Consider the following 18,275-nt stretch of genomic DNA (forward strand, 5'->3'; position numbering starts at 1 on the left):
CTTCGCCGTGTACGGACCACACGCCCGCCCGACGTACCCAGGAGCCTCCGTGCCCACACCCCCTTGGTGGCGCGACGCCGTCATCTACCAGGTGTACATCCGCAGTTTCGCCGACGGGAACGGAGACGGAGTCGGCGACATCGCCGGCCTCCGCTCCCGGCTGCCCTACCTCAAGTCGCTCGGCGTGGACGCCCTGTGGATCAACCCCTGGTACACGTCACCGATGGCCGACCACGGTTACGACGTCGCCGACTACCGCGAGATCGATCCGCTGTTCGGGACGGTGGCCGACGCCGAGCAACTCATCGACGAGGCACACGCGTTGGGCATCCGGATCGTGCCGGACATCGTGCCCAACCACTCCTCGGACCAGCACGCCTGGTTCCAGGCCGCGTCGGCGGCGGGACCGGGGAGCCCGGAGCGCGAGCGGTACATCTTCCGGCCCGGGCGCGGCCCCGACGGCGCGCTCCCGCCCAACGGCTGGCACTCCCGGTTCGGCGGGCCCGCCTGGACGCGGGCCGCCGACGGGGAGTGGTACCTCCACCTCTTCACTCCGCGGCAACCCGACCTGAACTGGCAACACCCGGACGTCCACGCCGAGTTCGAGTCCGTCCTGCGGTTCTGGTTCGACCGGGGCGTGGACGGGTTCCGGATCGACGTCGCGCACGGGCTGGCCAAGGACCCCGAACTCCCCGAGGTCTCCGAGGCCGCCGCCCACCCGTTCTGGGACCGCGACGAGGTCCACGACATCTACCGCGCCTGGCGCAGGCTCGCCGACCAATACCCCGGCGACCGCGCCTTCGTCGCCGAGGCGTGGACCGACGCGCCCGAACGCCTCGCCGCGTACGTCCGCCCCGACGTCCTGCACACCGCCTTCAACTTCGACTTCCTGATGACCGACTGGGACGCGAAGGACCTGCGCGCCGTCATCGACGACACCCTCACCACGCTGGGGGCGGTCGGGGCCCCGGCCACCTGGGTCCTGTCCAACCACGACGTGATGCGCCACGCCAGCCGGTACGGCCGCAAGGCCGCGCGCAAGTGGGTGGCCAACGAGTCGTACGTCCCGGCCGGGCCGGCCGACCTCGCGCTCGGCAACCGCCGTGCCCGGGCCGCCGCGCTGCTCACCCTCGCGCTGCCCGGCGGGGCCTACGTCTACCAGGGGGAGGAACTGGGACTGCCCGAGGTGGAGGACCTTCCCGAGGCTGTGCTCCAGGACCCCGTGTGGGAGCGGTCCGGGCACACCGAGCGCGGCCGGGACGGGTGCCGGGTGCCGATCCCGTGGTCGGGGACGGGCGCGCTGTACGGCTTCAGCGGTGCGGGGGCCGCCGCGCCCTGGCTGCCGCAGCCCGCCGACTGGGCGCCGTACTCCGTGGCCGCGCAGACCGGCGACGCGCGGTCCATGCTGGAGCTGTACCGGGCGGCCCTGCGGATACGGCGCGAGCATCCCGCCCTGGGGGACGGCGAGTTGACGTGGCTCGACGACACAGCGGGAGTGCTGGCGTTCCGCCGCGAACCGGGGTTCGTGTGCGTGGTGAACCTGTCGGGCGAGCCGTACGCGCTGCCGGAGCACACCGGGGTCCTGCTGGCCAGCGGGCCGGTCGAGGGGGACACGCTGGCGCCGGACCGGGCTGTGTGGCTCGCGGTGCAGACGCACCGGCCCTGACCAGGGCCGTCCGCGGGTAGGCTGAGCCGGTCGGACGAGGTCGGTGGGGACGGGCATGGACGGGGTCGGGAAAGCGCGGGTCGGGCGGGCGACCTCGCGGGATGTCGCGCGGCTCGCGGGGGTGTCCCACACGGCGGTGTCGTTCGTGTTCAACGGACGCGCCGAAGGCAACCTCTCCGCCGAGACACAGGAGAAGATCCGCGCGGCGGCGGCCCGGCTCGGCTATCGGCCCAACGCCGTCGCCCGGGGCCTGCGCCGCAGCCGTACGGCCGTGATCGGGCTGGTCACGGACGAGATCGCGACCTCCCCGTTCGCCGGCCGGCTGCTGCGCGGCGCCATGGACACGGCCCGGACCGCCGACCACCTCGTCCTCACCGTCGACTCGGGCCAGGACCCGGCGACCGAGGACGCGGCCGTCGCGGAACTCCTCGACCGCAGGGTCGACGGGATCATCTATGCCGCCCTGTCCCTGCGCCGCGCACGCGTCCCGCAAGGGCTGCACAGCACCTACGCCGTGTTCGCCAACTGCCTTCCCGAGGACGGGTCGTTGCCGGCCGTCATCCCCGCCGAGCGGGCCGGTGGCCGCAGCGCCGCCCGGGTCCTCCTCGACGCGGGCCACCGCCGGATCGCGCTCGTCGGCGGCCTCGACGACATCGCCAGCGCCGAGCGGCTGCGGGGGTTCAGGGACGCGCTGCGGACCGTCGGTCTCACCGCCGAGAAGGAGTGGATCACCCGGACGGGAGGCGAGATCAGCGCCGGGTACGAAGGCGCGCTGCGGCTCCTCGACGGCGTCCCCGCAGACCGCCGTCCCACCGGCATCGTCTGCTACAACGACCGCGTCGCGGCAGGCGTCCTGCACGCCGCCGCACGCCTCGGCCTCGACGTCCCCGCCGACCTCTCCGTCGTCGGCTACGACGACCAGGAGCACATGTCCGCGTTCCTCACCCCGCCCCTCACGACGGTCGCGCTGCCGCACCGCGCGATGGGGGAGACGGCGGTCCGCCTCCTCCTCGACGCCCTCACCACGGGCACCCCGCCCGCCGTCACGACCCGCCGCCTGGAGTGCCCGGTCGTCACCCGGGGTTCGGTGGGCCCAGTTTCCAGCAGCTGACCTCGACATCGGCCCCGGTGACCGCCAACTCCGGTACATCGTCGGGCCGTCGATACACGCGCTCGGTCGCCGCCACCCGGTCGCCGACGAAGAGTTCGAGCAGCGAGCCGTCGACGAGAACACGGACGGTGAGAGGCTCACTCGGCAGGGCATTCAGCATCAGCGGCCCGCCACCGCCGGTCCGCGGCCACCCCGTCCGGTCCACCGTCACCGTCCCGCCCAACGGGTCGATCCGCACGGCGAGTTCAGCCCCGGACGCCGCCCGCAGCAGCTTCACGGTCGCCGCCGAACGCGCGGTCACCAGCAGATCGTAGGAGGGAGGCAGTGGCCCGGCGCCGAACGGGCGTCCCATACGCAGGAGTTCGAGTTCCGGTGCCGGCGCGACCCGCAGCGTGCCGTCCTCCCGCAGATCCACCACCCGAGGCGCCGTCAGCACCCCCGACCAGCCCGCCCGCTCCACCTCCTCACGCGCACGCGCCTCCCAGGACCAGCCCCACAGAAGAGTGCGCCCGGCGTCCTGGAGGACAGCGGGGGCGTAGAAGTCGCGCCCGTGGTCCAGCGGGCCGCCCGCACGCGCCGCGAACCTCAACCCGCCGTCGCTGTCGACCAGTTCCCCGGCGAGGTACGCCGTACTGAGCGGGTCCCCGTCCCACAGCGCCACCGCCAGCGTCCACCCCCCATCGCTCTCCCACAGCTGCGGACACTCCCACCCGATCGCCCGCGTCCCGAAGACCCGCGCCGCCACCGGGTCCCGCCCGTCCAGCAGGACCCCGGCGAACCGCCACGCGTACAGATCCTCACAGTCGTACACGAGAACCGACGGCGTACCGTCGGAGTGCCCCGCCCCCACCAGCGCCCAGCGACGGCCGCCGAACCGGAAGACGAAGGGGTCGCGGAACATCGTCACGCCGAGGCCGGGCGGCGGACCCGCGACGACCGGCTCCGGGAGCTGCTTCCAGGCGAGCAGCTCCTCGTCCTCGGCGACGGCCAGGCAGATCGCGCTCAGCCCCTGATGGCCGTGGCGGATCCCGGAGTACACGGCGGTCGCGACCCCGTCGTCGTCCACGACGCACCCGGACCAGCACCCCGCCTCATCGGGCCCCCCGGCGACGGGCCGCAGGGCGATGCCGTGGTCGTCCCAGTGAGCGAGGTCGGCGCTGGAGGCGTGCCCCCAGTGCACGTTCGTATGCACAGGCGCCTCGGGGTTGTGCTGGTAGAAGAGGTGATAGCGCCCTCCCCAACGCACGGGCCCGTTCGGGTCGTTGATCCAGTTGGCCGGCGGTCGGACCCGGAAGCGCGGACGGTGACTCAACGGTTGACTCCTGCGGACGTGATGCCCTCGCGCAGAGGGCGCTGGCCGACGACGAACACGGCGACGGCGGGAAGCATGGACAGGACGACCCCGGCCAGGACGACGGAGATCGAGCCGGTGCCGAGGTTGCCCTGGAGGGAGACCAGGCCGAGCGGCAGCGTGAGGTTCTCGGAGGACGTCTCCAGGATCAGCGGCCGGAAGAACTCGTTCCAGTGGTAGTTGAAGGCGAGGACGCCGACGACGGCGAGCCCGGGAGCCGCGAGCGGCGCGTACACGGACCGGAAGACCCGCCAGGGCCCCGCGCCGTCGATCATCGCGGCCTCGCCGAGATCCTTCGGCATACCGAGGAAGTACTGCCGCATCAGGAACGTGCCGAACGCGGTCGGGAACGCGGGGACGATCAGCCCGAGCAGCGTGTCGGTGAGCCCCAGCTCCTTCAGCTCCAGGAACACGGGGACGATCGTGACCTGCAACGGCACCATCATCGTCGCCAGCACCAGCGCGAACAGCGGCTTCTTGAACCGGAATTCGAGCCGCGCGAACGCGTACCCGGCAAGCCCCGCCGTGACCATCTGGCCGGCCGCGATCAGCCCGGTCACCAGCGTCGAGTTCAGCGCGTACAGCCACACGTCGATCTGGTCGAACACCCCGCGATAGGCGTCGAGCGTCGGATCGGCCGGGACGATCTCCGGCGGCAGGTCGAAGGAGCGCGCGGGGGTCCGCAGCGACGTCGACACCGTCCAGATCACCGGACCGAGCGTCAGCAGCGCGCACACCGCGAGACCGGCGACACGGGCCCACGGCCGCAGCCGCGCCGCGGAAAGGGAGGACGTACTCAAAGGGCTCACCCGGCTCACTGGTAGTGGACGAAACGCCGGCTGAGCCGGAACTGGAGGGCGGTGACCGCCATGATCAGCACGAAGAGCAGAACCCCCACGGCGGACGCCTCACCGAAGCGCAGCTGCTCGAACGCCGTCTCGTAGATGACCATCACGACCGTGCGCGTCGAGTCGCCGGGACCGCCGGCCGTGAGGACGTACGGCTGCTCGAAGACCTGGAGCGCGTTGATGATCCCGACCACGGACGCCACCAGGAGCGTCGGCGACAGCAGGGGCAGCGTGATCGCGAGATGCTTGCGCAGACCGCCCGCTCCGTCGAGGGCCGCCGCCTCGTGGACCTCCTTCGGGATGGTGTTGAGGCCGCCGACGAACAGCAGGAACGAGAACCCGAACTGCTGCCACACGTACGCCAGGACGACGGCCGCCATCGCCCCGTGCTCCGACGTCAGCCAGGGCACCGAAGGGATACCGACCGTGCCCAGCAGCCAGTTCACCGGGCCGAAGTCCTGGTTGAACAGGTACTTCATCACCACCGAGATCGACGCGGCGGACAGCACCAGCGGGAAGAAGAACGCCGACCGGAACACCGACCGCAGCCACACCGGCATCCGCCCGTTCACCGCGATCGCCAGCACCAGCGCGATCACCAGTTGCAGCGCGACCGCGAGGACCATGAACACGAGCGTGTTGCGGAAGGACACCAGGACCGTCGAATCGGTGAGGATCTCCCGGTAGTTGGCGCCTCCCGCCCACGTCGGATCGTCGATCACGTCCCACCGGAAGAAGCTGAGCACGACCGACCCGACGATCGGGACGACCGTGAACACCACGATCCCGACGACGGTCGGCGCGAGGAACAGCACGGCGAGCAGCCGGTTGCCCCGGCCGCGCGGGGGCGCCTCCCGGGTGGGGACCGGCAGCGGACGTACGGGCCTGATCTCGGTGTCCGTCACAGCTCACGCTCCATCGCCTTCTCCAGGTCCCCCTGGAGCCGTCGCAGCGCCGGACGCACCGAGCCGGGGCTCGCCAGCGCGGTACCGGTGTGCTTGATCAGCAGTTGCTCGACCTCGTTGACCTGCGGTGGAGCCGGGATCGGGCCGGTCGAGGGGATCTTGTCGAGGGTGTCGTAGAAGGTCTGCCAGTGGGACGGCCCGGTCGAGCGGTAGCGGGCGGCGTTCACCATCGAACGCCGGGCCGGGGTCGTCTGGTTGGCGGCGAAGAGGCGGGTCATGACGTCCTCGCGCGCCGTGTACTTGATGAACTCCCAGGCTTCGTCCCGCATCGTCGACGTCCGCAGCAGCGCGTACCCGGCGGCGCCGAACTGGTGCCGCTGCGTACGCCAGCGGGGGAAGTACCGGACGTCGAAGGCGTCCGGCTCCATCCCCGCCAGATGCAGGCCCCCCGCCCAGAAGCCGCCCGCCGGGGTCACCCCGACCCGGCCGGTGGAGAACACGCCGACCAGGTTGCGCCCGTCACCCCCCTCGGGCCGCGTGCACAGGTCCTCCTGGATGAGCCCGGCGAGGTAGTCGTACACCTCCGCGACCCGCTCGGAGCCGGCCTGCGGAGTCGTCCACCGGTACCCGCCGCCCCGCCCGCGCCGCTCGGCCTCGGGGTAGAAGGCGTCCCACAGCCAGTCGCCGCCCGGCGCCTTGGACTCGGCGAGGAGGTTCGTGCCGTTCGCGAACAGCCACGGCACCACCCCGCCCCACAGCCGGTTGGTCCAGAAGTACGGGGTGAACCGGTCGCCGCCCGCGCGCTTGAGCGACCGCAGCAGCGCCGTGAAGTCGTCGCGGTCCCAGTCGTCGGGGGGAAGGACCGCACCGGCCCGTTCCAGGGCCTGGTTGTTGAGGTACATGTCGGCCGCGTTGAACTCGACCGGCAGCTGGTACAGGCTCCCCTCGTACATCATCGACTCGACCAGCGAGGGGTGGACGTCGGCGAAGTAGGGGCGCAGTTCGGCCGCGTCCCGCTTCACCCACGCGTCCAGCGGGACCCCGAGGCGCTGGGCGAAGAGCTGGACGCCCTCGGTGGCGACGTACACGAGATCCGGCGCGGTGCCCGCCGCGATCTGCGTGAGGATCTTGGAGAAGAAGTCCGACCAGTCGTACGCCTGCACGGCGTTGACGCGGATCTTTATGTCGGGGTGGACCGCGTGGAACCCGTCGCGCAGGGCGCGCTGCGTCGCGGGGTCGAAGGCGGAGCCCAGGGTGGCGATGACGAGCGAGCCGTCGTCGCGGCCGGGAATGTCGGCGCCGGTGAGGCGGTCCCAGTTGGCCGCGACACCGGCGAGCGCGGCGGTGCCGGCACCGTAGGCGCCGTAGCGCATCAGGTCCCGGCGGGAGAGGAGCGGGTGGGTCATCGACGGACCTAACTCGTGTTAGCCCAACTTGACCCCCCGATGATGGGAACGCGCTGATCCTCTGTCAAGGGGTGTGTACGGGTGGGGAGTCGAGGATGCGGAAGGGTTGACCTTTAACGAGTTAGGGGTAGGGTTCCGGCCATCCTGACGACGGAGTCGGGGAAGGGAGCCGCACCATGCCCAGGTTTTTGTCGAGACGGTCGCTGCTGGCGGCCTCGGCCGCGGGACTTATCCTGCGGCCCGGTCCCGCGGTGGCCGCCTGCGCGGGCAGCTACCGCGCCGACTACCACTTCACCGTGCCCGACCAGTGGATGAACGACCCCCAACGGCCCCTCTGGATCGACGGCGAGTACCACTACTACTACCTCTACAACCCCGACTACTCGACCGGCGGCACCACCGCGGGCACCGCCTGGCGCCTCGCCACCAGCACCGACCTCGTCACCTTCACCGACCGGGGCATCGCCGTACCGAAGAACACCACCCCCAACGGCGACGTCTGGTCCGGCTCGGCGGTCGTCGACACCGACAACACGGCCGGGTTCGGGGCGGGCGCGGTCATCGTCCTCGCGACCATGGCGCCCGACGACGTCACGCAGGCGCAGTACCTGTACTACTCCACCGACGGCGGCCGGCACTTCACCAACCACGGCACCGCGCCCGTCCTGCCCAACCCCGGCGTGCGGGACTTCCGCGATCCCAAGGTGATCCGCGACGAGGAACGCGGGCGGTGGGTGATGCTGCTCGCCGAGAACGACAAGGTGGGGTTCTACCACTCGGCCGACCTCAAGTCGTGGGCCTACGTCGGCGGGTTCATCAAGGGCGGCATCGGCGTGCTGGAGTGCCCCGACCTCTTCCGGATCAGGGCGGACGACGGCACCTGGAAGTGGGTCCTCGGCGTCAGCGCCAACGCCAAGGGGGCCGGACTGCCCAGCACGTACGCGTACTGGACGGGGTCCTTCGACGGCACGACGTTCACCGCCGACGCCCCCGACCCGCAATGGCTCGACCACGGCTGGGACTGGTACGCGGCGGTCACCTTCGAGAAACGGGACGCGGCCGGGGCGCTCGACCCGGCGGTCCGGCACGCGATCGGGTGGCTGAACCACTGGGACTACGCCGGCACGACCCCCACCATGGAGTGCGACGGGTTCAACGGCACCGACTCCATCGTCCGCGAGGTGCGGCTGCGGCGGGACGGGTCGGGGGCGTACTACCTGGCGTCCCAGCCCGTCGCGGCGCTCGACCGGTACGTGTCCCGCGAGATCGACCTCGGTGATCTCGCCGTCGACGGCTCACGGCTGCTCCCCTACACCGGCACGGCGTACGAACTGACCTGCACCGTCACCTGGGACCAACTGACCGGTGCCGGACTCCAGTTGAGGCGCTCCCCGGACGGCGCCCGGCACATCGACGCCGGTGTCTACGGCACCTACGCCTTCGTCAACCGCGGCTACACCGTCAGCCCCTCCGACCGCTGGCAGGAGAGCCGCACGCCCTACGACCTGTCCACCGGCACGGCCTCGCTGCGCATCCTCGTCGACCGGACGTCCGTCGAGATGTTCATCGGCGACGGGCGCCACACCCACACGACCGAGATCTTCCCCGAACCCTCCGACACCGGGCTCGCCCTGTTCACCATCGGTGGTCCCGCGGTGTTCCGGAACACCGTGATCCGGGAGTTCCGGATGTGATCGCGAGCGCACGGTGGTGTCCCAGCACAGAACCCTCGCCGCACAGGGCGCCCTGGAATGGGCCCCGGGCGGGGCGCGCACGCTGCTCCTGCGCGGCGAGGAACCGCCGTTCGCGCCGCGCTCCCACGAGGCGGGCGCCGCCGAGGTGTCCTCCCTGGTAGCTGACGGCGAGACCGTCCTCCTGGACAGAGGGCGACGTGCGTGGAGGTGGCCCGCCTGCTGCGGGACCGGCCGGTGACGGTCCTGGCGCTGTCGCTCCAGGCGATCCACGTGCTGAGCGACCCGCCCGGCCGTTCCTCCCTGCCGGTCCCCGGCGGACGCCCCCGCGCGGGGGAGGGCACCCTCATCGGCCCCCTCACCCTTGCCGCTCTGCGTTTCGACACGGCGGTCATCGGCTGCTGCGGGCTCAGCGCGGCCGAAGGCCTGACCACGTACGACCTCGACGAGGCGGCGGTGAAGAAGGCGGGCATCTCCTCGGCACGCCGGGTCGTCGCAGCCGCCGACACGACGAAACTCGTCCACACGGCCCACGCGTACGCCGCCCTCGTCTACACCCTGGTCACGGGCACCGGCGTGCCCGGCGACGGGGTCGAGGCGCTCGAAGCGGGCGGGACGGTCGTGCGGGCCGTGTGACGTCGTGCGGCACGGTGTCAGGGGCGCTTGGTGGTGTCGCGGCGGGAGACGGTCTCCGCGACCTCGTCGAGGGCGGTGCGCAGGAAGGCGCCGTACGTGTCCTGGGGGAGGCTCGGGGCGTGTTCCCTGGCTGCCTCGATGTGCTCGGCCGCCGCCTCGAAGGAGCCGAGGCGGCGGTAGGCGTCGGCCAGGTTGAGGTGCAGGGACGGGTAGAAGCCGGCGATGCGCAGGCCGGCGTGGTGCTCCTGGACGCGCTGGTCGGTCACGGCGTCGGCGGCGTCCAGGGCCCGGACGTCCCAGGCGAGGGCCTGGGCGGGGTCGTCGTGGAGATCGGCCAGGTGGTGGGCGAGTGAGCAGCGGTGCAGCGGGTCGCCGGTGACGCCGATCTGCGACCACAGGGCCTGGAGCTTGTGGCGGGCGGACGAGACGTGGCCCGCTCGGCCTTCGGTGACGGCCTGGGCGATGGCTTCCATGGTGGGGTCGGGCGCGGAGGGCATGACGTGTTCCTTGTCGTCGGTCTCAGGGGGCGCACTGGACGGGCATCGCCAGGGTGGTGAGGTCGCCGCGGTCGGCGGAACGGATCGTGACGGGGCTGTCGTGTCCCCGCAGGTCGAGCAGGACGTCGGGGCCGATGGCGGTGCTCACGGCGGGATAGAGCGTGGTCATCTCGAACCGGATCCGGAGGGGCTCGCCCGTCACGGTGGCGGGGAGCCGGTCATCGGGGTCCTTGCCGTGCGAGGGGCTGACGGTCACTCCGTGAGCGGAGATATGCAGCGTGACGTGTTCGCCGGGGTGTTCTTCCAGGGCGCGCAGCAGCAGAGCCTTCGGGACCGTCGCGCGGGTGCTGGTCTCGCCCAGGGAGGCGAGCATCAGCCGGTGGTCGGGGAAGTCCTCGGACAGTGAGCGGCAGTAGCGGTCCTCGCGTTCGGGCATCCGCAGCCGGATTCCGTGCGGCACCGCTTCGACGCGGACCAGCGGGCTGCGCCGGACGGTGGCGACAGCGGCCCGCAGGTCGTCGCCGTCGAGCGTGCCGGCCCACGTCCGCTCCGCCGGCCGCGCCGGTACCAGGGTCCGGGTGGAGAGCCGGTACCGGTTCGTCGCCGTGAGGGCGATCTCCTCGTGACGCGCCTCCAGATGCAGGCCGGCGAGCACCGCCGGGCCCGGCTCGTGCGCGGTCGCGGTCAGGACCTGCTCGACCGCGTCCGCCAGCACGGGTCCCTTGAGCAGGGCGATCAGTACGCCGGGTACGTCGCCGCCGAGCGCGGCCTTGACGGCAGCGGCCTTCTGCCGGGCCGCCGCCGCGTCCTCGGCGATCCGGGCGACATGCTCGTCGAGCAGCCGCGCCGCCTCCCCGGCCTCGGCGTCGAGGACCGCCTCGACCGTGGCGAGGGGCATGGCGATCTCGCGGAGCCGGCGCAGGGCGGTGGCCCGCGCGACCTGGTCGGCGGAGTAGTAGCGGTAGCCCGTGACCGGGTCCACCTCGGCAGGGGGCAGCAGCCCGGAGTCGGCGTAGAACCGCAGCGCGCTGGGGGTCAGGCCGGTGCGTCGGGCGAAGACGCCGATGGGCATCAGGTCGGAATTCGGCACGTCGCCATCATTGGGCTTCGACCAACTCGAAGGTCAAGGCCGAGGTGGGGCATCAGCGGCGGCGGGGTCGGCGAGGGGCGGGGCTGGCAGGCTTGGCCAGGGCCAGGGCCAGGGCCAGGGCCAGGGCCGACAGGGGGCAGGCCTGGCAAGGGGGCGGGGCTGACAAGGGGGCAGGCTCGGCAGGGACAAGGCCGGCAAGGGGCGGGGCCGACAGAGGGCAGGCCCGGCAAGGCGCAGGGCCGGAAAAGGGCAGGGCCGGCAGGGAACCAGGCTCGGTAAGGCGCAGGGCTGGCAGGCAGCGGGGTCGGCAAGGCGCAGGCTGTTTCCGGTCGGCGTGACGTACGCCACCAGCAGGGGCCGGGAACTCGGAGGGGGTATCGGCCGACTTCTGGTGCGGAGGGGGTGCGATGACCGTCGGAGGGTGGTGCCGCGCGCTGCGGGCGGGCGTGTTCGCCGCCGTGTGCGCGCTCCTCGCCGCCGTCGGACACGGGGTCATGTCGGGTACGCCGGTTCCGTGGTGGGCGGTGGCCGGTGGGGGCGCCGTCGTGGGGGCGGCGGGCTGGGGGCTGGCCGGGAGGCAGCGGGGGAGCGCGGTGATCGTCGGGGGTGTGGTCGCCGTACAGGTCGTACTCCACGAGACGTTCGCCGCGGCGCAGAGCCTCGCGCCCGCGGCGAGGGGCGTGCCGGGGTCCGGAGGCGGGACGGCCGGCATGGACGGCCTGGGCGGCACGGCAATGGCCCCCATGGCGCACGCGGCGCACCTCGCGCACACGACCCACGGCACCGAACCCGCCCTCCACACCCCCAGCATGGCCACCGCCCACCTCCTCGCCGCCGTCCTGTGCGGACTGTGGCTCGCCCACGGCGAACGTGCCGTCTTCCGGGTCCTGTCGGCCGTGGCCGTACGCCTCGCCGCACCCCTGCGGATGCTGCTCGCGGTCCCCGCCCTGCACCACCCGCCCGCGCCCCGGCGCCGCCCCGGCGACCACCCGGCGCCCGCCCGCCGCCTCCTCTGCTTCTCCGTCACCTCCCGGGGACCGCCCACGGGTGCCGCTGCCCGCTGAGGCGGCCGGAACCACCGGGGCGGCTTTCGCGCCCCGCGCACCGCCGTGGCCGGGTCGGCCCGGCGCACCCGTTCGAGGACCGAGAGGGACATCACGTGACCGCTTCTTCCCTGCCCGCGACGTGCGGTGACCGCACGTCCGCCGACGCCGCGACCGCCCGGGCGCTGGCCGCCCGCAGCGGCGACGCCGGCGCGGCCGAGTACTTCGTCCGCGCGCTCCACGGCGACGTCCCGCGCTTCGTCGCCCACCTCAGCGGCGACCCGCAGACCACCGACGATCTCGCCCAGGACACCTTCGCGCGCGCCCTCGGCAACCGCTTCGAGGGCCGCGCCTCCGCCCGCACCCGGCTGCCGTCCATCGCGCTTCCGCCGCGCGGCCGTACGACCCCGGATCGCCGGCACCCGCGACGGGCAGACGGAGGCGGAGCGCGCCCAGTCCCGGGGTGTGCCGGGGTTCGGGGACGGGATCGCTCTCCTGGACCCGCCGGAGACGCCCCCCGACGACCGGCGCGAGACGTTTCTCCTGAAGTCGCCTTGTACGCAAGGAAGTTGACGCATGTTCGCGGGAATTGACCGGTCCCGGCGCCCGACTACTGCACCGGAACATCTGAAGCAAGGAGCCTCCATGTCGATCAAACGGCCGGTCGCCGCCGCGCTGTGCCTGCTCACGGCGGCGTGCGGCGCGTCGCCCGCCGGGGAGCGGGCGGGCGGTACGGCGGAAGCCGGCTATCCGGTGACCCTGACCAACTGCGGGCAGGAGGTGACGTTCACGAAGTCCCCGCGCCGGGTCGTCGTCATGAACGGCGCCTCCGTCGCCGAGGTCTCCACCCTCCTCGCCCTCGGCCTGGGGGACCGGATCGTCGCCAACCAGCAGAGCTACGGCGCCTCCGAGGTCCCGGGCCGGGCCGCCGAGATCAAGGCGCTGCCCACCGGGAACGTGAAGCCGAACGACGCCTACGACATCCCCCGCGAGTCGATGCTCGCCCTGCGCCCCGACCTCGTCCTGTCCGTCACCTCGTACGGCTTCGAGGAGAAGAACGGCTTCGCCACCCGCGAGCAGTTGAGGACGGTCGGCGCCAACAGCTATGTCTCCCCGGCGGGTTGCGACCAGGACCCGTCGAAGATGACCGTCGCGGACAGCTACCGGCTCCTGCGCGACATGGGGAAGATCTTCGGCGTCCCCGACCGGGCCGAACGGCTCGTCGCCGCCTCGCAGAAGCGCATCGCGGCCGTCACGGCGAGGACCGGGGCCGCGAAGAAGCCGAACGTCATGGTCCTCTTCTCCAACATGTCCATGGGGACCAACGACTTCAGCTCGGTCGTCTCCCGGGGCATCTTCAACGACATCCTCGCCAAGGCCGGCGCCGCCAACGCCTTCGCGGACGCCGCCACCACCACCTTCGCCGACCTCAGCAAGGAGAAGGCCGCCGCGACCAGCGTGGACGCGCTCGTCGTCATCGCCTACAACGACCCGAACCCGGCGGCCTACGCCGAGAAACTGCTCAAGGAGTTCCCCCAGTGGCCGGCCGCCCGCAGCAAGACGTACGTGACGCTGTCCGACTCGATGTACCTCGGCCCGAGCAACGACCTGGCCGTGGAGAAGATCGCCAGGACCCTGCACCCGGACGCCTTCTGACCCGGTACCGGACGGCGCTGGCGTGCACGCTCCTGCCGTGCGCGCTGGCCGTCTCGATGATCCTGGGCATCAGCGTCGGCGCGGTCACCGTCCCCGTCGGCGACGTCTGGACGATCGTCCTGCACCACGTCACCGGCGTGGGCGCCCCGCCGTCCGACCCGGCGCTCGACCAGATCGTGTGGACGTTCCGCACCCCGCGCGTCCTGCTCGCCGCCCTCGTCGGCGCCGGGCTCGCGGTCTGCGGCGCGGTGCTCCAGACCGTCGTGTCCAACCCGCTCGCCGACCCCATCGTCCTCGGCTTCTCCTACGGCGCCACGCTCGGCGCGGTCCTCGTCATCACCCTCGGCGGCGGCGCCGCGCTCGCCGGGCTCGGGGTGTCGGGGGCGGCGTTCCTCGGGGCGGTCGCCGCCGGGGCGGTGGTCTTCGCGCTCGGCCGGCGACAGGGGCGCCTCGCCCCGACCCGGCTGGTCCTCGCCGGGGTCGCCGTCGGGTACGTGCTGCTGTCCGCGACCAGCTTCGTGCAGCTCCAGGCGTCGCCGACCGAACTGCGGACGGTGATGTTCTGGATGCTGGGCAGCGTCGCGGGCGCGGAGTGGGAGCAGGTGCCCGCGGTCGCGGTGGTCGTGCTGGCCGCGACGGTGCTGCTGGCGCTGTTCGGCCGCCGCCTGAACGTCCTCCTCGCGGGCGACGAGTCCGCCACGGCGCTCGGCGTCGACGTCAACCGGCTGCGGGCCATCCTCCTGGTCCTGTGCGCGCTCCTCACCGGGACCGTCATCGCCGTCGCCGGCAGCATCGGCTTCGTCGGCCTGATGATCCCCCACCTGGTCCGCCTCACGCTCGGCGCCGACCACCGCAGGCTGCTGCCGCTGACGGCGCTGCTGGGCGCGGTGTACCTGGTCCTGGTCGACCTGCTGTCCCGCACGCTGAGCCGCCCGAACGAACTGCCGCTGGGCATCCTGACCGCGCTGCTGGGAGCGCCGTTCTTCCTGTGGCTGCTGCGCCGGAACAAGGGGCTGGACTGATGGAACCCGGAGCTGGACCGATGCGACTCACCGTCGAAGGACTCCATGTCACCCTCGACCGCACCCCGATCCTCCACGGCGTCACCCTGGAGGCCGGCAAGGGCGACATCGTCGGCCTGGTCGGCCCCAACGGCAGTGGAAAATCAACCCTGTTGCGGACCGTCTACCGCTCCCTGCGCCCCGCCCGGGGAGTGGTCCGGGTCGGCGAGGACGACGTCTGGTCCCTGACGCCCCGGGCCGCGGCCCGCCGTACGGCCGCCGTCCTCCAGGACACCGCGGGCAACACGACCGGCCTGACGGTCGAGGAGATCGTCGCCCTGGGCCGCAGCCCCCACCACGGCCTGCTGACCCGGGACGGCGCGGAGGACCGGCGGGCCGTGGACGACGCGATCGACCGCTGCGGCGTACGCCCGTACGCGGACCGCCCCTACGCCTCCCTGTCCGGCGGCGAACGCCAACGGGCCCTCCTCGCGCGGGCGTTGACCCAGAACCCGGACCTGCTGGTGCTGGACGAACTCACCAACCACCTCGACATCCGCGCCCGCTTCGAACTCCTCGGCCTCATCCGCGCCACCGGCGTCACCACCCTCGCGGTCCTCCACGACCTCGACCTCGCGGCCCGCCTCTGCGACCACCTGGTGGTCCTGGACGCCGGCACCGTCGTCGCGGCGGGCCCGGTCCTGGAAGTCCTCACGCCGGAGATCCTCGCGACCGTCTTCGGCGTCCACGCGACAACGGAACGGCACGCGGACGGCGTCGTACGCATCACCTACGCGGCGCAGCCCCTGGCGCACGCCGGACGGGAGGGCGCTCGCTGACCACACGCCGGGCCCCTGCTCCCGCCTGGGACGCCGAGCGGAGGCAGGGAGCCCGCGGCACACGCTCCGGCCGTCGCGCCGTCGGTCGGGCAGAAGGGGTTCGCCCGCTGAAGGCGTTCCGGCACGGCCGGGGCAGGACCGCCGCGGACACCGGCCACGTGGTCGCTGCGGAGCCCGAGCCGCGCCGCCGCGAATCGGCGCGTCAGGCGGCGCGGCGTCGCCGTCGACGTCGGAGGGGGCGGCACCCGGGCGGTCGTGTCCGGCCGTTCCGATCGGCTTCCCCCGCGTCTGCCACCCCCGCCGTCCTCCCGGCACTGCCCACGCGCCTCCTCGGCGGCGACCACCCGGTCGGCTTCGTCGACCGCCGCCCGGGCCTGACCCCCGATCAGAACACCACGGTCAAGAGCACGACCGGCACGCGGCTGCTGGGCCCGGCCGCGAACTGAGCGTGCCGCGCAGTACCCGCCTCCCCCTTCACCACCGCAAACACCCTGCTGGCATGATGCGTTGAAGCGGTACGCGGGCAAGTTCGGAGGCACGGAATGCACGGTGGACGGGTTGCGGTCGTGGGCGGGAGCATCGCGGGAAACGCGGCGGCGATCGCCCTGCGACGGGCGGGGGCCGAGGAGATCACGGTGTACGAGCGTGCCTCGGGCCGCATGGCCGAGCGCGGGGTCGGCGTCGCCGTCCACAACGACCGGTACGCGGAACTGGAGGCGGCCGGGTACATCGACGCCGCCGTCCCGTGGGGGCGGATCGCCCACAACCGGTTCTACGTCCGCGACGGCGCGGCGGACCCGCGCGGCCGTCAGGTCGCCGTCATGCCCTTCCCCTTCCGCACCTACAACTGGGGCTCCCTCTGGCAGGACCTCAGCCGCCGGATGCCCGAAGGAACGGACGTCCGCACCGGCACGGCGGTCGAAGCGGTCGAGGTGACGCCGCGGGGCGCCGTGGTCCACGCGGGCGGGCGCAGCGAGCGCTACGACGCGGTCGTCGGCGCCGACGGCTACCGCTCCGCGGTCCGCTCGGCCCTGTACGCCGACGTCCGCCCCGAGTACGCCGGTTACCTGGCCTGGCGCGGCGCCTACCCGGACAGCAGGCTGCGCGACCCCGAACTCCTGCCCGACGGCGACGGGGCGTACATCCTCTTCGACGGCGGCCACCTCGTCGTGTACCGCATCCCGGACGGGACCGGCGGACACCGCGTCAACTGGGTCCTCTACTCGACCCCGCCGCCCGGCCTCGACCAGGGCATGGAGACACCCACCAGCGTCCCCCCGGGCACGGCGGGCGACGGACTGCGCGCCCACCTCGCCCACGTCTGCGCCGAGTCGCTGCCGCCCTACTGGGCCGACCTGGTCCAGGAGACCGCCCCCGGAGAACTCCTCCTCCAGCCCATCTACGACTTCACCGCACCCCACTACGCCGTGGACCGCGCCCTGCTCGTCGGCGACGCGGCCACGGTCGCCCGCCCCCACACGGGCGCCGGCGCCGTCAAGGCCCTCCAGGACATCACCCTCCTGGAAACCTCCCTGACCTCGGCGGACACCTGGTCCGAAGGGTTCGCCGCGTACGACGCGGGCCGCGCACCCGTCGGCCGGGGCATGGTCGGCCTCGGACGGCAGCTCGGGCAGGCGCTGGTCACGGAGACGCCGAACTGGCGGACGTTCGACCAGACCGCGCTGGAGACGTACTGGAAGGAGGCGACCGGCGCGGGCGGGTTCGGGGGGCGGCGACTGAAGCGGTAGGGGGGCTCCGGGGGCGGTCGGCGTGGTGGGCGGGACGTGGACTCCCCGCGCAGCCGCCCCGCGGAAACTCCTCCGCGAAGATCGCCGGCACCGCCTAGGGTCGACGGCATGACGACATCGCTCACCGGCACCGCCTTCGACTCCCTCAGCCTCGACGCCGTACGCGACACCGAGACGCTGCGCCTGACCTACGAGGACCCCGGGGACGCGGCCAGGCGCAAGGAGATGACCGAACTCACCGAGCAGACACGCCGGTTGATCGGCTGCGCCGCGCTGGTGATGATCGCCAGCGCGGACGCCGAGGGCAACTGCGACGTCTCGCCGCGCGGCGGCCCCGCCGGGTTCGTCTCCGTCCTGGACGACCGGACGCTCGCGATACCGGACGCGACCGGCAACAAGCGCCTGGACACCCTGCACAACGTCATCGCCACCGGCCGCGCCGGGCTCCTGTTCGTCATCCCGGGACGCACCACGACCCTCCGGGTCAACGGCCGCGCCTGTGTCTCCACCCGCCCCGACCTGCTGTCCCAGCTGACCGCCGTGGGCAAACCGCCCGCCAGCGCCCTGGTCATCGGCATCGAGACGGTCTACCCCCACTGCCCGAAAGCCCTCCTGCGCAGCTCGGCATGGAAGCCGGACGACTGGCTCCCGGCGGACGCGCAGCCCACCTCGGCGGAGGTCACCCTGGCCCAACTCCGCAACCCGGACCTGACGATCGAGGACATCCGGCAGGCGGAGGCGGACTCCCTGAAGTACCGGTACGAGTGACGCCGCGCCCATGAAACGG

The 18,275-nt window shown here is 72.7% G+C and carries 16 protein-coding genes and 1 pseudogene; 10 read left to right on the forward strand and 7 right to left on the reverse strand.

Going from position 1 to position 18,275, the window contains the following annotated elements; all coding sequences use genetic code 11:
- The first annotated feature begins 49 nt into the window (after positions 1 to 49).
- Positions 50 to 1,666 carry a glycoside hydrolase family 13 protein gene (locus PV682_RS36935; RefSeq protein ID WP_319736112.1) on the forward strand — a complete coding sequence of 539 codons (1,617 nt, stop codon included), beginning with the start codon at positions 50 to 52 and terminating at the stop codon, positions 1,664 to 1,666.
- Between the two features lie 55 nt (positions 1,667 to 1,721).
- Positions 1,722 to 2,777: a LacI family DNA-binding transcriptional regulator gene (locus PV682_RS36940; protein WP_319736113.1), complete on the forward strand. Its 1,056-nt coding sequence runs from the start codon at positions 1,722 to 1,724 to the stop codon at positions 2,775 to 2,777.
- Here the strand turns inward: PV682_RS36940 and PV682_RS36945 are convergent.
- Genes PV682_RS36945 through PV682_RS36960 form a run of 4 tightly spaced genes read right to left on the reverse strand, consistent with a single transcriptional unit; the run spans position 2,740 to position 7,287 of the window.
- Entirely contained in the window at positions 2,740 to 4,089 is a 1,350-nt protein-coding gene (locus tag PV682_RS36945; protein WP_319736114.1) for a glycoside hydrolase family 32 protein, read from the reverse strand. The genes PV682_RS36940 and PV682_RS36945 overlap by 38 nt on opposite strands.
- Positions 4,086 to 4,946 carry a carbohydrate ABC transporter permease gene (locus PV682_RS36950; protein WP_319736115.1) on the reverse strand — a complete coding sequence of 287 codons (861 nt, stop codon included), beginning with the start codon at positions 4,944 to 4,946 and terminating at the stop codon, positions 4,086 to 4,088. The genes PV682_RS36945 and PV682_RS36950 overlap by 4 nt, the downstream gene beginning before the upstream one ends.
- Positions 4,943 to 5,881: a carbohydrate ABC transporter permease gene (locus PV682_RS36955; RefSeq protein ID WP_319736116.1), complete on the reverse strand. Its 939-nt coding sequence runs from the start codon at positions 5,879 to 5,881 to the stop codon at positions 4,943 to 4,945. Before PV682_RS36955 ends, PV682_RS36950 begins: the two co-directional genes overlap by 4 nt.
- On the reverse strand, positions 5,878 to 7,287 hold the full coding sequence (locus tag PV682_RS36960) for an ABC transporter substrate-binding protein (RefSeq protein WP_319736117.1): 1,410 nt from the start codon (positions 7,285 to 7,287) through the stop codon (positions 5,878 to 5,880). Before PV682_RS36960 ends, PV682_RS36955 begins: the two co-directional genes overlap by 4 nt.
- A 176-nt stretch (positions 7,288 to 7,463) precedes the next feature.
- Here PV682_RS36960 and PV682_RS36965 point away from each other — a divergent pair, with 176 nt between their 5' ends.
- A complete protein-coding gene (locus PV682_RS36965; RefSeq protein ID WP_319736118.1) occupies positions 7,464 to 8,981 on the forward strand; it encodes a glycoside hydrolase family 32 protein in 1,518 nt (505 codons plus the stop codon).
- A 28-nt stretch (positions 8,982 to 9,009) separates the two neighbouring features.
- A pseudogene (locus PV682_RS36970) lies at positions 9,010 to 9,614 on the forward strand (DeoR/GlpR family DNA-binding transcription regulator); the annotation flags it as partial.
- A gap of 17 nt (positions 9,615 to 9,631) precedes the next feature.
- Here the strand turns inward: PV682_RS36970 and PV682_RS36975 are convergent.
- The gene (locus tag PV682_RS36975; RefSeq protein ID WP_319736119.1) at positions 9,632 to 10,111 is read right to left on the reverse strand and encodes a hypothetical protein; all 480 of its coding nucleotides are present in this window, start codon (positions 10,109 to 10,111) and stop codon (positions 9,632 to 9,634) included.
- Between the two features lie 22 nt (positions 10,112 to 10,133).
- Positions 10,134 to 11,201 (reverse strand): MerR family transcriptional regulator, encoded by a 1,068-nt coding sequence (locus tag PV682_RS36980; protein WP_319736120.1) that lies wholly within the window; start codon positions 11,199 to 11,201, stop codon positions 10,134 to 10,136.
- Positions 11,202 to 11,608: 407 nt separating this feature from the next.
- On the opposite strand from PV682_RS36980, the gene PV682_RS36985 reads away from it, so the two are divergent.
- The gene (locus PV682_RS36985; RefSeq protein WP_319736121.1) at positions 11,609 to 12,265 is read left to right on the forward strand and encodes a hypothetical protein; all 657 of its coding nucleotides are present in this window, start codon (positions 11,609 to 11,611) and stop codon (positions 12,263 to 12,265) included.
- Positions 12,266 to 12,356: 91 nt separating this feature from the next.
- Here the strand turns inward: PV682_RS36985 and PV682_RS44440 are convergent, their stop codons facing one another.
- Positions 12,357 to 12,623, reverse strand: coding sequence for a hypothetical protein (locus PV682_RS44440; protein WP_407705807.1), 267 nt, complete (start codon positions 12,621 to 12,623; stop codon positions 12,357 to 12,359).
- A gap of 266 nt (positions 12,624 to 12,889) precedes the next feature.
- Here PV682_RS44440 and PV682_RS36995 point away from each other — a divergent pair, with 266 nt between their 5' ends.
- The 5 genes from PV682_RS36995 (at position 12,890) to PV682_RS37015 (ending at position 18,256) form a co-directional block, all read left to right on the forward strand.
- Entirely contained in the window at positions 12,890 to 13,900 is a 1,011-nt protein-coding gene (locus tag PV682_RS36995; RefSeq protein ID WP_319736122.1) for an ABC transporter substrate-binding protein, read from the forward strand.
- A gap of 56 nt (positions 13,901 to 13,956) precedes the next feature.
- Positions 13,957 to 14,922, forward strand: a complete 966-nt coding sequence (locus PV682_RS37000) for a FecCD family ABC transporter permease (protein ID WP_319736123.1) — start codon at positions 13,957 to 13,959, stop codon at positions 14,920 to 14,922.
- Positions 14,923 to 14,942: 20 nt separating this feature from the next.
- The gene (locus tag PV682_RS37005; RefSeq protein WP_319736124.1) at positions 14,943 to 15,740 is read left to right on the forward strand and encodes an ABC transporter ATP-binding protein; all 798 of its coding nucleotides are present in this window, start codon (positions 14,943 to 14,945) and stop codon (positions 15,738 to 15,740) included.
- A 542-nt stretch (positions 15,741 to 16,282) separates the two neighbouring features.
- Entirely contained in the window at positions 16,283 to 17,488 is a 1,206-nt protein-coding gene (locus PV682_RS37010; RefSeq protein ID WP_407705808.1) for an FAD-dependent monooxygenase, read from the forward strand.
- Between the two features lie 108 nt (positions 17,489 to 17,596).
- Positions 17,597 to 18,256, forward strand: a complete 660-nt coding sequence (locus PV682_RS37015; RefSeq protein ID WP_319736126.1) for an MSMEG_1061 family FMN-dependent PPOX-type flavoprotein — start codon at positions 17,597 to 17,599, stop codon at positions 18,254 to 18,256.
- The last annotated feature ends 19 nt before the right edge of the window (positions 18,257 to 18,275 follow it).

It is taken from the genome of Streptomyces niveiscabiei (assembly GCF_033794345.1).
In the GTDB taxonomy this organism is placed as follows: Bacteria; Actinomycetota; Actinomycetes; order Streptomycetales; family Streptomycetaceae; genus Streptomyces; species Streptomyces niveiscabiei.

Bases quoted from the DNA above. Each gene is read 5' to 3' on its own strand.
- PV682_RS36940 (WP_319736113.1), top strand. From the start codon at position 1,722: ATGGACGGGGTCGGGAAAGCGCGGGTCGGGCGGGCGACCTCGCGGGAT.
- PV682_RS36960 (WP_319736117.1), bottom strand. From the start codon at position 7,287: ATGACCCACCCGCTCCTCTCCCGCCGGGACCTGATGCGCTACGGCGCC.
- PV682_RS36965 (WP_319736118.1), top strand. From the start codon at position 7,464: ATGCCCAGGTTTTTGTCGAGACGGTCGCTGCTGGCGGCCTCGGCCGCG.
- PV682_RS36975 (WP_319736119.1), bottom strand. From the start codon at position 10,111: ATGCCCTCCGCGCCCGACCCCACCATGGAAGCCATCGCCCAGGCCGTC.
- PV682_RS36985 (WP_319736121.1), top strand. From the start codon at position 11,609: ATGACCGTCGGAGGGTGGTGCCGCGCGCTGCGGGCGGGCGTGTTCGCC.
- PV682_RS44440 (WP_407705807.1), bottom strand. From the start codon at position 12,623: ATGGACGGCAGCCGGGTGCGGGCGGAGGCGCGGCCCTCGAAGCGGTTG.
- PV682_RS36995 (WP_319736122.1), top strand. From the start codon at position 12,890: ATGTCGATCAAACGGCCGGTCGCCGCCGCGCTGTGCCTGCTCACGGCG.
- PV682_RS37000 (WP_319736123.1), top strand. From the start codon at position 13,957: ATGATCCTGGGCATCAGCGTCGGCGCGGTCACCGTCCCCGTCGGCGAC.
- PV682_RS37005 (WP_319736124.1), top strand. From the start codon at position 14,943: ATGCGACTCACCGTCGAAGGACTCCATGTCACCCTCGACCGCACCCCG.
- PV682_RS37010 (WP_407705808.1), top strand. From the start codon at position 16,283: ATGCACGGTGGACGGGTTGCGGTCGTGGGCGGGAGCATCGCGGGAAAC.
- PV682_RS37015 (WP_319736126.1), top strand. From the start codon at position 17,597: ATGACGACATCGCTCACCGGCACCGCCTTCGACTCCCTCAGCCTCGAC.